At 75.7% G+C, this 14,553-nt stretch carries 12 protein-coding genes; 3 read left to right on the forward strand and 9 right to left on the reverse strand.

Translation table 11 applies throughout. The features are described 5' to 3' along the window. Positions 1-14: 14 nt before the first annotated feature. The gene (locus ACQPX6_RS24015; protein WP_433783011.1) at positions 15-638 is read right to left on the reverse strand and encodes an RNA polymerase sigma factor; all 624 of its coding nucleotides are present in this window, start codon (positions 636-638) and stop codon (positions 15-17) included. Between the two features lie 170 nt (positions 639-808). Further along, positions 809-4,645: a glycosyltransferase gene (locus tag ACQPX6_RS24020; RefSeq protein ID WP_433783013.1), complete on the reverse strand. Its 3,837-nt coding sequence runs from the start codon at positions 4,643-4,645 to the stop codon at positions 809-811. 469 nt (positions 4,646-5,114) lie between these two features. Here ACQPX6_RS24020 and ACQPX6_RS24025 point away from each other — a divergent pair, with 469 nt between their 5' ends. Continuing rightward, positions 5,115-6,767 (forward strand): ATP-binding protein, encoded by a 1,653-nt coding sequence (locus ACQPX6_RS24025; protein ID WP_433783015.1) that lies wholly within the window; start codon positions 5,115-5,117, stop codon positions 6,765-6,767. On the opposite strand, the gene ACQPX6_RS24030 is transcribed toward ACQPX6_RS24025, so the two are convergent. After that, positions 6,743-7,438, reverse strand: a complete 696-nt coding sequence (locus ACQPX6_RS24030) for a response regulator transcription factor (RefSeq protein ID WP_433783017.1) — start codon at positions 7,436-7,438, stop codon at positions 6,743-6,745. The genes ACQPX6_RS24025 and ACQPX6_RS24030 overlap by 25 nt on opposite strands. A gap of 124 nt (positions 7,439-7,562) precedes the next feature. Between ACQPX6_RS24030 and ACQPX6_RS24035 the strand changes: the two genes are divergently transcribed. Next, positions 7,563-9,017, forward strand: coding sequence for a cation:dicarboxylate symporter family transporter (locus tag ACQPX6_RS24035; RefSeq protein WP_433783019.1), 1,455 nt, complete (start codon positions 7,563-7,565; stop codon positions 9,015-9,017). Positions 9,018-9,099: 82 nt separating this feature from the next. On the opposite strand, the gene moeZ is transcribed toward ACQPX6_RS24035, so the two are convergent. From moeZ to ACQPX6_RS24055, 4 genes are all read right to left on the reverse strand, one after another. Beyond that, positions 9,100-10,275 carry an adenylyltransferase/sulfurtransferase MoeZ gene (gene moeZ / locus ACQPX6_RS24040; protein WP_433783020.1) on the reverse strand — a complete coding sequence of 392 codons (1,176 nt, stop codon included), beginning with the start codon at positions 10,273-10,275 and terminating at the stop codon, positions 9,100-9,102. A gap of 82 nt (positions 10,276-10,357) precedes the next feature. Then, positions 10,358-11,389 carry a DUF3152 domain-containing protein gene (locus ACQPX6_RS24045; protein ID WP_433783022.1) on the reverse strand — a complete coding sequence of 344 codons (1,032 nt, stop codon included), beginning with the start codon at positions 11,387-11,389 and terminating at the stop codon, positions 10,358-10,360. Next, positions 11,386-11,820, reverse strand: a complete 435-nt coding sequence (locus ACQPX6_RS24050) for an alpha/beta fold hydrolase (protein WP_433783023.1) — start codon at positions 11,818-11,820, stop codon at positions 11,386-11,388. The genes ACQPX6_RS24045 and ACQPX6_RS24050 overlap by 4 nt, the downstream gene beginning before the upstream one ends. Further along, positions 11,763-12,470, reverse strand: coding sequence for an alpha/beta fold hydrolase (locus ACQPX6_RS24055; RefSeq protein ID WP_433783025.1), 708 nt, complete (start codon positions 12,468-12,470; stop codon positions 11,763-11,765). The genes ACQPX6_RS24050 and ACQPX6_RS24055 overlap by 58 nt, the downstream gene beginning before the upstream one ends. A gap of 192 nt (positions 12,471-12,662) precedes the next feature. Between ACQPX6_RS24055 and ACQPX6_RS24060 the strand changes: the two genes are divergently transcribed. After that, positions 12,663-13,289 carry a TetR/AcrR family transcriptional regulator gene (locus ACQPX6_RS24060; protein ID WP_433783027.1) on the forward strand — a complete coding sequence of 209 codons (627 nt, stop codon included), beginning with the start codon at positions 12,663-12,665 and terminating at the stop codon, positions 13,287-13,289. Between the two features lie 58 nt (positions 13,290-13,347). Here ACQPX6_RS24060 and ACQPX6_RS24065 read toward each other — a convergent pair whose 3' ends face one another. Then, positions 13,348-13,575 (reverse strand): DUF3107 domain-containing protein, encoded by a 228-nt coding sequence (locus tag ACQPX6_RS24065; protein ID WP_433788345.1) that lies wholly within the window; start codon positions 13,573-13,575, stop codon positions 13,348-13,350. A gap of 96 nt (positions 13,576-13,671) precedes the next feature. Beyond that, positions 13,672-14,370 (reverse strand): ferritin-like fold-containing protein, encoded by a 699-nt coding sequence (locus ACQPX6_RS24070; protein WP_433783029.1) that lies wholly within the window; start codon positions 14,368-14,370, stop codon positions 13,672-13,674. Between the last annotated feature and the right edge of the window lie 183 nt (positions 14,371-14,553).

Below are 14,553 nucleotides of genomic sequence, written 5' to 3' on the forward strand. Positions count from 1 at the left end.
GCGGACCCTAGGGCTCAGGCCGTCTCGTGCATGCGCCGGAGCTGCTCGCGCAGGGTCGTCATCGCGCCGGCGGTGCGCGACTTCACCGTGCCCAGCGGGATGCCGAGGATCGCGGCCACCTCGGACTGGGTGTAGCCGCCGTAGTAGGCCAGCGCGACGGTCTGCCGCACGGGCAGCGGGAGCCGGGCGAGCGCCCCGCGCAGGTCCGCGGCGACCACCGAGGCGATGGCGGCGTGGTCGGCGCCGGGCCCGGACGGCACGTCGCGGTCGTCGTCGACGGGCCGGGTGTGCCGGCGGAGCGCGACGTCGCGGCGGACCGCGTCCACCGCCTTGTGGTGGGTCAGCGTCAGCACCCACGTCGCCACCGAGCCGCGCGCGGGGTCGAACCGCTCGGCCCGGCGCCAGACCTCGAGGAACACCTCCTGGACGACGTCCTCGGCGGCGGTGTCGTGCCCGCAGATGCGCCGGGACAGCGAGTACACGCGGCGGACGAAGCGGTCGTAGAGCGCGCCGAGAGCGTCCTGCTCGCCGTCGGTGACACGGGCCATCAGGGCCCGGTCCCGGGTCGCGTCATCCTCGGCGCCCGTGGGGGCGGTCGGGGTCGGGCTGCGGGCAGCCCGGCGGCCGGGGACCGCCACGCCCTCACCCCCTCGCGCGCATCCGTGACCGAGATGCGGCGCCGGGGGCTGGGGACACCGGGCACGACGAGGTCCGCGGGGCGGCGCCGGCGTGCTCGTCGCAGGGTATGGCCTCGGGTGCGCGACGGCGAGCGCGGCGCGGGGATGTCGCCGCTTCGGGCGGTGCCCGCTCAGCCCGACCAGTGGTGGCGCCCGGTGCGCCGGGGGGCGTCGTCGGACCCCCGGGGCCGGGGCGTGGGCGCCTCGCTGAACGACAGCAGCGGCTCGGCGGGCGCGCGCTCGGGCGGGCGCGGCGCCGGGCGCCCCCCACCCCGCGGCGGGGTCCGGGGCGGCGCCGGCGGCACCGGCCGCGGCGGCGTCGGCACCGGCGAGGGCAGCGGGGGCGGCGGGGCGGGCACCGGAGCCGCACCGGTGGGCGCCGCGGTGTAGCGCCCGCCCGCGGCGCGTGCCCCCACGGGCACCGCCACCCCGGTCGGCGGCGAGACCGGCGGCGGCAGCGGCACGGGCGTGTCCCGCCCGCGGCGCGCGCCGACCGGTATCGGGGCCGGCGCCGGTCCGCGACGGCGGGTGGGCACGACCGCCGCGACGCGGTCGACCGACGGCGACGGCGCCTCGGGCGGCGGGGTGGCGCCGACGACGCGGCCGAGGCGGCTGCGCAGCCCCTGGGTCAGCAGCGAGCCCTGCGAGAGCGCCGAGGTGACGCCGTTCTCCACGTCGTTGGGGATCACCGGCGGGCGCGGGCCGGCGGGCGCCGCGCGGGCGGGGCGCTTCGCGCCGCGGCCGTCGGGCAGCAGCGAGAGCTTGCGGCCCGCGGCGAGGTCCTCGACCCAGCCGAACGCGAGCACGGCGGCGACCACCAGCCAGATCGCGATGAGGAAGTGCTGGCCCTCGGACTCCCACCCGAAGCGGTCGCCGATCGGCGCCGAGAAGGCGATGGCCACGTTGTGCCAGAGGTAGATCGTGATGGCGCGGGCGTTGACCACCGTGACGAAGCGCCCGAGCAGCGGCACCCGCTCCAACCACGCCACCGCCGGGCTCACGCGCAGCACGACCAGCACCGCGCCGAACGACACGAGCGCCTGGGCGAACGGGATGTCGTTGAGGTCGATGCCGTCGTCGCCCGCGGGGTGCGTGAACGCCCAGTACAGGCCACCGGCGACGAGCACGACCGCGGCCGTGCTCGCGAGCAGCACCGGGACCTTGCGCAGCGTGCCCTCGCGGTGGGCGAACCCGAGCATCCAGCAGGCGGCGAACGTCCCGCCGTCGACCAGCACGGGGCCGATCGCGCCCCACTCCCCCAGCGGCGAGCCGAGCACGGCGTCGAGGCCCACCACCAGCAGCGGGATGGCCAGCGCCACCAGCGGCCGGCGCCGGAAGAACCACAGCATCAGCGGCGTGAGCAGGACGAACCACAGGTAGGCGCGGATGTACCAGAGGCCGACGACGGCGTCGGAGCCCCAGTCGCTGCCCGGCGGGTCGACCAGCGGGAACACCCAGTACAGGAGGTCCGACCACACCAGCGGCGAGACCACGCTGCCGTCCGCGTCCTGGGCGGCCCACCCGTGCCAGAGCATCACCGGCACCGCGAGCAGGCCGAACAACCACAGCGGGGGCAGCAGACGCCGCAGCCGGTGCCCGATGACGTCGAGGGCCTCGCCACGGCGCAGCGACTGCACCATCAGCGACCCGCCGAGCGCGAACATCACGCCCATCGACGGGAAGACCATGCTCATCCAGCCGCCGCCGAAGGCGTGGTAGGTGACGACGCGCAGCAGCGCCACCGCCCGCAGCAGGTCGAGCCACCGCTCGCGACCGCCGCCGGTGCGCGGGGCGCGGGTGTCGGCGGGCTCGGCCGGCGCGGCGTCGGGTGCCGGGCCGCGCGTGGTGGCCGGGACGGGCAGGCGGTCGGCGGCGGGACGCGAGCGGCCGTCGTGGCCCTGTGGCGCGGCGAGGTGCTCGGCGACCGCGCCGACGCGCTGGAGCTTCTGCCAGCGCACGCCGGCGCCGGTCACCGCGGACACCACCGCGTGCACCAGCACCACGTACATGAGCTGGCGGTACATGATCTGCTGCACCGGCAGGGCCCACAGCGGGCCCAGCGGCTCGCCGTCCATCCGGAACGCCAGGAACGCGGCGATGCACTGCAGCAGCAGCATCGAGCCCCACAGCAGCAGCGCCACCGCCGGGTCGCCGAAGAGCAGGCCGTAGACGAACAGCAGGTCGACGAGGGGCGCGGCCAGTGGCAGGGCAACGTGGAAGACCCCGATGTGGGCCAGCCCGAGGCGGCCCATCCGGCCGGAGGCGCCGCGCTCGCGCAGGGCGCGCCGGTGCTTCCACAGCGCCTGCATCGTCCCGTAGCTCCACCGGAACCGCTGGCGCCACAGCTGCCCGGCCGACACCGGCGCCTCGGTCCACGCCAGCGCGCGGTCCGCGTACACGACGCGGTAGCCCGCTCGCCCGAGCGCGATGGTCAGGTCGGTGTCCTCGGCGAGGGTGTCCGACGAGAGCCCGCCGACCTCCTGCACGGCCTCGCGGCGGAACGCGCCGGCCGCGCCGGGGATCGTCGAGATCGCGCCCCAGGTGTCCTGGACGCGCCGGTCGACGTTGAAGCCGACGACGTACTCGAGGTGCTGCATGCGCGGGATGAGGCGCTTGCGGTTGGCGATCTTGACGTTGCCCGCGACGGCCCCGACGGCCGGGTCCGCGAACGGCGCGACGATCTCGGCGACGGTGTCCGGCTGGAAGATCGTGTCGCCGTCGATCATCACGATGAGGTCGTGGCGGGCGGCGGCGACGCCGCGGTTGAGCGCCGCCGACTTGCCCGCGTTCTCCTGCCGCACCACGCGCACGCGGGGCAGGGCGAGGTCCTCGAGCAGGTCGGCGGTGCCGTCGGTCGACCCGTCGTCGACGACCACGACCTCCAGCGGGTGGCCGTTGGCGAGGATCGAGCGGACGGTGGCCTCGATGTTCGCGGCCTCGTTGTAGGCCGGGACCACCACGGAGACCGGGTCGGTCACCGGCTCGCCCCACGAGAACGACGGGTCGCGGCGCCGCTTGGCGTGACGCCGGGCCACGACGAGCATGACGACCAGCCGGGCGATGACCAGGCCGCCGACCCCGATGAGCGCGATCTGCATCAGCGTGACCACGCCCTGCGCCACGCCCACGGTGGCGAGCAGGCCCTGGCCGACGAGGCGGTCGCGCGGTGGCGCGGGCTGGCCGTGCGGGCCGAGGCCGGCCGCGTCGGAGACCGTCGAGAACCGGTAGCCCTGCGCCTGCAGCTGCGGGATGAGCCGGTCGAGCGCGGCGACGGTCTGCGCGCGGTCGCCGCCGGCGTCGTGGAGCAGGACCGTGGCGCCGGCGCCGTTCTGCGGGGTCGCGTTGCGGACGATCGCGTCGACGCCGGGGCGCTGCCAGTCCTCGCCGTCGACGTCGGTGAGCACCGTGACGTAGCCGGCGCGGCCGGCGGCGATGACCGTGCCGTAGCCCGGGTCGTCGAGGGCGTCCGAGGTCGACGAGAACGGCGGGCGCACGAGGTGGGTGGAGATGCCGGTCGCCCCGGCGATGGCCAGCTCGGTGTCGGCGATCTCGCGGTCGCGGCGCCAGTCGGTGACGCCGGCGAGGTCGGGGTGGGTGAACGTGTGGACGCCGAGCTCGGAGCCCGACGTGACGATCCGCTGCGCCATGTCGGGGTGCCGGGTGACCATCGACCCGACCACGAAGAACGTCCCCGGCACCTGGTGGCGCGCGAGCACCGCGAGGATCTCGGGGGTCCACGTCGGGTCGGGCCCGTCGTCGAACGTCAGCGCGACCGTGCGGTCGGGCAGCCGCCCCGAGCGCACCGGGTCGGTGCGGGCGTCGATGATCGGCCCGCCGGTGCTGATCGCGGGCGGCACGGCGTCGTGGCCCTCGGACGGGCGCGCGTGCGCGTCGTTGCCGATGCTCGCGTTCACCAGCCCGGCGACGAAGAGCACGGTGAGCACCATGACGACGAGGACCGCGGTCATCGTCCAGATGCCCCATCGGCGGGGCGGTCGGGTCGGGCGGGCGCTCCGCGTGTGCGTGGTCGTCACCGTGCGTCGTCACCCCCGCTTTCCGTGACCGTGTCGTGTCCTGCCCGTCACCTCGTCGTGCACCGAACGATAGCCAGCTCGCGCGGAGGGTCACGCGGCACGGCACCCCGGGCGGGGCGGACCGCGCCGGGTCCGTCCCGTGCTGTCCCGTGGTGTCCGTTTCCGCGGTGACGGTGGCGGCACCCACCGCGACCAGCGACGGCGCGTCGAGGGCGACACCACACCGCGCCCCGCGCCCACGGCCCGCCCGGGTCCGCGGACGTCACGGGCGGGCGACGGGCCGGGGACCGGGCGGGCGCCGGGTCGGCGCCGCTGCTCCCACCGCGAGCGGTCGCACACGGTGATCACCACGGGCGGGCGGGCGCCGCTTGCGCGCGGCGACCCGGGACGCGACGGTCGCCGGGTGACGACCACCGGGGCGCGGCGGGGCTCGCGGCTCGTGCGGCGCCTGCTCGTGCTCGAGATCGTGACCGTCGTGCTGACCGCGGTGATCGCCGGCGGCGTCAGCGCCTGGACGACGCGCCAGACGATCGAGCAGGACGCCGCGGACAAGGTCCGCGCGGTGGCCGTCGCCCTCGCGTCGGCGCCCGGCCTGGCCGACGCGGTCGCCGCGCGGGACGTCGCCCGCGTGCAGCCGGCGGCCGAGGCGGCGCGGCTCGGCACCGGCGTCTCGTTCGTGACGGTCATGGACCCCGCCGGCACGCGCCTGAGCCACCCGGAGCCGGCCCGGATCGGTGAGACCTACCAGGGCACCTTCGCTCCCGCGGCCGCCGGCGCGACACTGGTGGAGACGTTCCCGGGCACGCTGGGGCTGTCGGTGCGGGCGATCGTGCCGGTGCGCGGCCCCGACGGCGCGGTGGTGGGGATGGTCGCCGTGGGCCAGCTGCGCGTCGAGGTCGCCGACCGGATCGCCCGCGAGCTCGCGGTGCTCGCGCTGGCGGCCGCGGTGGCGATCGCGCTGGGCGTGGGGCTCGCGTGGCTCGCGGCGCGCCGGGTCAAGCGCGACACCCTCGGCCTTGAGCCGCGCGAGATCACCGCGCTGCACCGCCACCACGAGGCCGTCATGGCCGCGATGCGCGAGGGCCTGCTGGTGCTGGCCGCGGGCACGGGCCGGGTGGTCGTCATGAACGCCGAGGCCGCGCGGCTGCTCGACCTGCCCGCCCCCGTCGACCCGACGCGGGCGGCCGGGCCCACGCTCGACGAGCTCGGCGTCGACCCCGCCCTGCGCGAGCGCCTCGCCGACGACTCCCCCGTCACCGACGAGACGCTGCTCGTGGGTGAGCGGCTGCTGCTGGTCAACCGCGCGGAGGTCACAGGCCCGACCCGCGACCTCGTGGTGACCCTGCGGGACCGCACCGAGCTCGAGGCCATGACGCGCGAGCTCGACGACGCGCGCTCGGTGACCCGCGCGCTGCGCTTCGCCGCGCACGAGCACGCGAACCACCTGCAGGCGGTGTCGACGCTCATCGAGCTGGGCGCGCAGGACGACGCCCGCGACCTCGCCCAGCGCTGGACCCGCGACCTGCTGGGCGGTGACGGCGGAGAGGACACCGACCTGCGCGAGCGCCTCGCCGACCCCGCCCTCGCGGCGCTCGTGCTGGACAAGGCCACCGACGCCCGCGACCGGGGCCTCGCGCTGCGCATCGGGCCGCGCACCGCGCTGGACCCGGGCGACGCCGGCGACGAGCAGGCGTCGACCGACCGCGTCACCGTCGTCGGCAACCTGCTCGACAACGCCCTCGACGCGGCGCTCGAGAGCGCGCACGCCGGGCGGGGCGGCACGGTGGAGCTCGACGTCCACGCCGCCGACGGCGCCGTCGTGGTGCGGGTGGCCGACGACGGGCCGGGCCTCGCCGACCCGGACGCCGCGTTCACCCCGGGCTGGTCGACGAAGGAGGGCGACGGGAGCCGGCGCGGCCTGGGCCTCGCGCTCGTCCGCCGCGTGGTGGACCGCCGCGGCGGGCGTCTCGACGTCGGCGCGGGGCCCGACGGCCGGGGCACCGTGTTCACGGTGACGCTGCCGGTGCGGGTTCAGTCCCCGGAGGTCAGGCGGTAGCCCACGCCCCGCACGGTGACCACGGTGCCGGGCGCGTCGAGCTTGTTGCGCAGCGCCGCGACGTGGACCTCCAGCGAGTGCAGCCCCGCCTCGCGGCCCGGGTCGTCGGGCGGGAGCCCCCAGACGTCGTCGAGCAGGTCGGCGCGGGGCACGACGGCGCCGTCGCGGCGGGCGAGGGCGGCGAGCAGGTCGAACTCCTTGCGCCGCAGCGCCACCTCCGTCCCGTCGACCTCGACGACGCGGCGCGCGAGGTCGATGCGCAGCGGGCCGGCCACGACCACCGGCGCCACCACGTGCCCGGCGGTCCGGCGCAGCACGGCCTCCATGCGCGCGGTGAGCTCGTCGATGGCGAAGGGCTTGACGACGTAGTCGTCGGCGCCGCTGCGCAGGCCCAGCACGCGCGCCTGCTGGTGCCCCCGCGCGGTCACCGCGATCACCGGCACCGCCGAGCGGGCGCGCAGCCGCCGGCACACCTCGACGCCGTCGAGGTCGGGCAGGCCGAGGTCGAGCAGCACGATGTCGGGCGGGTCGGCGGCCGCGGCGGGCCCGGTGACGGCCTCGAGCGCCGCGGCCCCGGTGCCCACGGGCCGGACGCGGTAGCCGGCCGCGCGCAGGGCGGCGCCCAGCGCGTCGCGGACCGCCTCGCTGTCCTCGACCAGCACGACGAGCACCGAAAGCCCCGCTTCCTCAACACTTGCCCAACTCGGACACGTTCGCGTCGCCGACGCCGTGGTCGCCGCCCTAGCCTCACCCCGGGGTGAGACCCACGCCACCCCGTCCCGGGAGGAGACACCGATGTCGACGCAGGAAGCGGACGCGCGACCCGAGCCGAGGCCCAGCGGGTCGTCGGGTCGCGGCCGGGTGTGGACCCAGCTGTGGTTCTGGGTGGTGGTGGGCATCACGGCCGGCGTCGTGGTCGGCCTCGCGGCCCCCGACTTCGCCTCGGAGCTCAAGTTCCTGCCCGACATCTTCATCCAGCTCATCAAGATGATCACCGCGCCGGTGATCTTCTGCACGGTCATCGTCGGGATCGCCTCGATCGGCAGCCTCGCCGCCGCGGGCGGGATCGCGGCGCGGGCGCTGGGGTACTTCCTGCTGATGACGCTCCTGGCCCTGGGCCTCGGGCTGATCGTCGTCAACCTCGTCAAGCCCGGCGCGGGCTTCCCGCCCATCCCACCCGACCCCTCGACGCTCGCCGAGGCGCAGGCCGACATCGCCGAGGGCGGCGACGAGGGCGGCGCGATCGGGTTCATCACCGACACGCTGCTGCCCGACAGCTTCGTCGGCCCGTTCGTCGAGAACGAGATCCTGCGCGTGCTGGTGCTGGCCATCCTCGTGGCCGCGGCGACGTCGATGCTCGCCCCCGCGCTGCGCAAGCGCGTGGTCGGCGGGATCGACCTGTTCGCCAAGGTCATCTTCGGCATGATCCGGCTGATCATGTTCCTGGCGCCGCTCGCGGCGTTCGGCGGCATCGCGTACACCGTGGGCGCCCTCGGCGGCGAGAGCCTCGGCAACCTGGCCGCGCTGATGGTGACCTTCTGGGGCACGTGCGCGCTGTTCGTGGTCGTGATCCTCGGCGGGGTCTCCGCGCTCTCCGGGTTCAACATCTTCAAGCTGATCCGGATGATCAAGGACGAGATCCTCATCATCGTCGGCACGTCCTCGTCGGAGACGGTGCTGCCGCGGCTGCTGGCCAAGCTCGAGTCGGCCGGGGCGTCGCGCTCGACGGTCAGCATGGTGCTGCCCACCGGGTACTCGTTCAACCTCGACGGCACCTGCATCTACCTGACGATGGCGGCGCTGTTCATCGCCCAGGCCGGCGGGCAGGACCTGCCGTGGGGCATCCAGATCGGCCTCGTCGCGCTGATGCTGCTGACGTCCAAGGGCGCGGCGGGCGTGTCCGGCGCGGGCCTGGTCACCCTGGCGGCCTCGCTGCAGGCGTTCGGCGGCGAGTTCTACACCGTGGAGTCGATCGCCATCGGCATCGCGATCATCGCCGGCATCGACCGGATCATGAGCGAGGGCCGCGCGCTGACCAACGTCATCGGCAACACCGTCGCCGTCATGGTGGTCTCGGGGTGGAACGGCGACCGGGACGACGTGCGCTTCCAGGCCGCGCTGAACGACCCCTCGCTGGTGCGCGACGCGATCGAGCAGGAGTTCGAGGGCGGCGACGAGCCCGACGAGGACGCCGACCGCACGACGGCCGTGCGCACCCCGGCGGGCGCGGGAGCGGGCACCGGCGCCTGAGCCCCGCCCCTACCGACAGGAACGCGCCGTTCGCTGCGCTAGAAGCAGCGAACGGCGCGTTCGTTCCGTACGAGGGGCGCGCCTAGTAGGTCGGCAGCGTGGTGTCGACCTGCTGCGCCCAGCCGGTGACCCCGCCGCCCACGTGCACGGCGTTGGAGAAGCCCGCCTTCTGCAGCGCGGAGAGCGCCTCGGCGGAGCGCACGCCCGACTTGCAGTACAGGATCGTCTGGCGGTCCTGCGGGATCTCGGCGAACGCCTCGCCCGAGAGGATCTTGTCCTTCGGGATCAGCTTGGCGCCGGGGATGCGCACGATCTCCCACTCGTGGGGCTCGCGCACGTCGATGAGCTCGAACTTGTCGCCCGCGTCCATCTTCTGCTTGAGCTCGGGCGCGGTGATCGTGTGGCCGGCCGCGGCGGACTGGGCGTCGTCGGAGACGGTGCCGCAGAAGGCCTCGTAGTCGATGAGCTCGGTGATCTCGGCCGCGTTCGGGTCGCGACGGATCTTGACCTCGCGGTACTCCATGTCCAGCGCGTCGTAGATCTTCAGACGGCCGAGCAGGGTGTCACCGATGCCCGTGATCAGCTTGATCGCCTCGGTGACCATGATCGAGCCGATCGACGCGCAGAGCACGCCCAGCACGCCGCCCTCGGCGCACGACGGGACCATGCCCGGCGGCGGGGGCTCGGGGTAGAGGTGCCGGTAGTTCAGGCCCTGGCCGTTCGGGGCGTCCTCCCAGAAGACCGAGACCTGGCCCTCGAAGCGGAAGATCGAGCCCCACACGTACGGCTTGCCCAACAGCACCGCCGCGTCGTTGACGAGGTAGCGCGTGGCGAAGTTGTCGGTGCCGTCGAGGATCAGGTCGTAGTCGCGGAAGATGTCCAGCGCGTTCGACGAGTCCAGCGGGACCTCGTGGAGGTTCACCGTGACGAGCGGGTTGATCTCGGCGACGGACTCCTTGGCCGACTGGGCCTTGGGCTTGCCGATGTCCGACTGACCGTGGATGACCTGGCGCTGCAGGTTCGACTCGTCGACGACGTCGAAGTCGACGACGCCGAGCGTGCCCACGCCCGCGGCGGCCAGGTACAGCAGCGCGGGGCTGCCGAGCCCGCCCGCGCCGACGACCAGCACCTTCGCGTTCTTCAGGCGCTTCTGCCCGTCGACCCCCACGTCGGGGATGATCAGGTGGCGGCTGTACCGGGCGACCTCGTCCTTGGTCAGCTCCGCGGCCGGCTCCACCAGGGGCGGCAGGGATGCCATGACGGCGCTCAACTCCCTCTCGAATGCTCGGATCCTCTACGCGCACAACCGCGACGGCACCGGCTGTGTTCCCGGGGCGGCGTCAGCCCGCCGCCGGCACCGCGCCCTGCGGGTAGGGCCAGGCGTTGGGGGCGCACGTCTTCCCGTCGCGCGGGATCTGCGTGCCCTGCGGGTTCTCCTCGGTGAGCTGCGCGAGGTAGTCGTTCGCCGTGCCGAAGCTCTGCTGCATCATCACCGGCGCGAGGCCGCCGTTCACGGGGCACGGCACGTGCGGGTTGTTGAACACGTGCCCGACCTCGTGGTTGATCGCGTACTGGCGGTAGAGCCCCAGCTGGCCGTCGAACGCGCCGGCGCCGCGCACCCAGCGGGCCCCGTTGATGAGCACACGCCCGATGTCGGACTTCCAGCACGAGGCGTCGTAGCGGATCGAGTAGCCGCACTGCCCCCGCGCGGTGCCCTGCGCGGTGAGGCTGACGCGGAAGTCGGGCACGCCGGTGTCGATGCGCCGCACGGCGAGCTGCCCGGAGCCGACCCAGCTGCGCGGGTCGGTCAGCGTGGCGTCGACGGCGGTGGCGAAGGCCTGCTCGCCCTCGGTGATCGTGATGCCGTCCTCGACCTCGACCATGTAGGTCCACACCCGCCCGGTGCCGACCTGCGCGGTGGTGCCCGGCACGACGTGCCAGGTGCCCGCGCCCGTGGCCGGGAAGGCGCCGCCGGCGGGGAGCTCGGCGGTCGGGATGTCGACGTTCTGCCCGACGCCCGGCGGGGCCTCGCCCACCACCGGCGGCGGGGCGGCGACCGGCGCGAGCAGCGGCGACGCGGAGCCGGGGTCGCCGTCGGGCGACACGGCCTCGATCACCGCCAGCACCGTGAGCACCACCAGCGCGGGGACGACCCAGGTCCGCCACGACCGCAGGACCGAGGCGGCCGGACCGCGCCGCGCGGACGCCGGCCGACGGCGGCCGGGGGCCTCGCGGGTCGGACGCGGCTCGGGCGGGCGGTCCTCGACGGTCTCCGCGCGGCTGCCGCGCGCCCGTCCCGGGGGTGCCGACTCGGACGGGGAGTCGGCGGTCGCGTCCTCCCCGTCGGCGGTGCGCCTGGCCGGGCGGGTCACACGGGCACTGTCCCATACGCCGAACGGCCCGACCGAGTCACGCCCCGTGACGCCCGGGTACTTCCGTGATCGTCGCCGGCGGCCGGGTCGGCGCCCGCCCAGGACCCGTCGGCGGCGGCGTCGAGCAGGCCCAGCACGGCGCGCGCGACGACCTGCGGGCGCTCGATCTGGGCGACGTGGCCGACGCCCTCGAGGCGCAGCAGCCGCCCGGCCGGCAGGGTCGCGGCGGTGCGCGCGGCGCGGCCGACACCGACGAGGCGGTCGAGCTCGCCCCACACCACCAGCGTCGGCGCGGCCACGCGGGCAGCGGCGGCCCACAGCGAGCGCGGCGGCGGCGCCACCCACGTGCCCAGGAGCCCGAGGAACGAGCGGTTCAGGGCCTCGGGCGCCCAGGCCAGCGCGGCACGCTCCTCGGCCTCCGCGGTGGCCATGGCGAGCGCCCGGGGCCCGACGCCGTCGGGGTCGGCGTGGCACAGGGCCATGGTGCGGGCGAGGCGCTCGCGCGGGGCACGGGCGTCCGCTCGGCGCGCGCCCGGCCGCCGAGCAGCGGCAGCAGGGCCAGCGCGGCGCGCCCGCCGCCGATGCGCGAGGGCAGGGGACGCAGGTCGGGCATCGCGGGGCTGACGAGGGTCAGCGTGCGCACGAGGTCGGGGCGCCGCGCGGCGATCAGCAGCGACACCGCGCCGCCGAGGGAGTTGCCCAGCAGGTGCACGGGGCCCGAGCCCTGCCGGCGCAGGTCGTCGAGGTACGCGGTGACCACGGCGGCGTGCGCGGCGGGGCGGTAGTCGCCGGTGGTGGGGGGCGGGGTGCGCCCGAAGCCGGGCAGGTCCACCGCGAACCCGCGGCAGCGCCCGGAGAGCGCGCCGGCGAGCTCGGTCCAGTTGTTCGACGACCCGCCGAGCCCGTGGACGTACACCGCGGTCCCGCCGGCCGGGCCGGGCGTCTCGCGGACGTGCAGCGGGGTGCCGGCGGGACCGACGGGGACGTCGCGGCCGGGCCACCAGGGCGTCGGCGCCGCCACCGTGCCCAGCGGCCCGAGCGCCGACACGGGCGCCAGCGGCGGGTCGGGACGGACGATCATGCCCACCATCATGGGGTGTCCCCCCGGTGATCCGGGTGTGACCCCGCGGTGAACGTCGGGGATCCGGCCGACCGTGCGTTCGGCCCGCGCGTGGCGAGACACGCGCCGTGGCCACCCGATGGGTAATGTCGGCCACCCCAGGGGCGGTCCACACCGGTGCTGCCCCTTCGAGGTCGGATCGGGGGTGGGCGGATGAGCCCGGAGAGCCCCGGCATCGCGGCGGGGCGGCCACGCATGACGCGGTCCGCGCGCCGCGTGCAGCTGCTCGACGCGGCGCGCGAGGTGTTCGGCGCCCGCGGCTACCACGCCGCGGCCATGGACGAGATCGCCGAGCGCGCGGGCGTGAGCAAGCCTGTGCTCTACCAGCACTTCCCCGGCAAGCTCGACCTGTACCGGGCGCTGGTGCAGGGCGCGGCGGACGACATGGTGCGCACGGTGCGGGCGGCGATCCGCTCCACCACCGACAACAAGGCGCGCGTGCACGCGACCATCCAGGCCTACTTCGACGTCGTCTCGTCCCGTGACGGCGCGATGCGGCTGGTGTTCGAGACCGACACCCGCGCGACGCCCGAGGTCGCGGCGCTGGTCGACCGCGCCACGTCGGACTGCATCGACGCGGTCACCGAGGCCGTCACCACCGACGCCGGGCTCGAGCCCGAGCGGGCGCGCCTGCTCGCGGTCGGGCTCGTGGGGCTATCGACCACCGCGGCGCGCTACTGGCTGGCCGCGGGCCTGCAGCCGCCGCGCGAGGACGCGATCACGCTGATGTCCCAGCTCGCCTGGCGTGGCATCGGCGGGTTCCCCCGCCAGGAGGGGTGATCGCGGCGGACCGGTCTCGGCCGGCCCGCCGCATCGACCTCTCCGGGTCGGACCTGTCTCAGCCCACCCCGAAGCCCACGCGGCGGCCCTCGGAGGGCGCGATCTCCACGTAGGCGATGCGGGCCGCGGGGATGACGTACCGGCGGCCCTTGTCGTCGGAGAGCACGAGCGTCCCGCCGTCGGAGCCCAGTGCCGCGTCGACGAGCGACTGCACCTCGTCCGGCGTCTTGTCGCTCGCGACCACCAGCTCGCGCGGGCTCTCCGCCACGCCGATCTTGACCTCCACGCGTTCCTCCAGCTCGACCTGTCCCACGTCCGGTGCCCGCGCGAGGCTAGTCCACCTCGGCGCGGGCGGGTCGGCTCAGCGTCGGCTCTGTCGGCTCTACAGCCCGAGCGCGTGCAGGCGCCGCGAGTGCCGCGACTTCAGTGCCTTGAACACCGCACCGCGCGAGGTGCCGCCGAGCAGGGCGGACGACGTCGCGGGGTGCTCGTCGAGGGCCTCCGCGGCCGCCGCGAGCGTCTCCCCCAGCAGCCGGCGTCCCCACAGCGCGAGCTTGGCGCGGCTGCGCTCGTCGGCGACGAGCTCGGCCACCGCCCGCTCGGCGAAGGCGTCGAACCCGCTCTCGCCCGCGGCCTCGCGGGCCACGTCGGGTCCGCGCAGCAGTTCGGCCGCCTCACCGGCGTCGTCTCCGCCCACCGCCCCGGTGGCCGCGACGAGGTCGACGGCGAGCGTGCGGCCGACGTACGCGCCGATCAGGGCCTCGCCCCAGTCGCGGGACGCGGTGCGCGCCGCGAAGGCGTCGAGCACCGCGGCGAAGGGCGCCATCGCGGTGACGAGGTCCACACCCCGCGCCGCGAGGTGCGCGCGCACGCGCTCGACGTGCGCCATCTCGACGGCGGCGAGGGCGGCCATCTCGGCGCGCCCGGTGAGGTCCGGCGCCAGCGCGGCGTCGGCCGCGAGCCGGGTGAACGCGGTCAGCGCGCCGTAGGCGACGGCGCCGAGCAGGTCGACGGACGCGGCCGGGGCGTCGGCCGAGGCGTCGGCCGCGGCGTCGGGGGCCTCGGGATCGGGCTCGGTCACGGCCGATCACCCTAGGGCCAGGACGCCCGGACCGGCGGTGACGCGGGCCCGGAGTGCCAACCGTTACCATGGTGTCGTCCCGCGGGGGCTTGCACCGTCGCCGACCACCCGGTCGCCGTCTCGCTCCGCTGGACGCACCCGAGCGTGCGGGCGCCTCAGCCGGCTCTCCCGCGTCCGGTGATG

It is taken from the genome of Actinomycetospora sp. CA-101289, from assembly GCF_050955895.1.
Lineage (GTDB): Bacteria > Actinomycetota > Actinomycetes > Mycobacteriales > Pseudonocardiaceae > Actinomycetospora.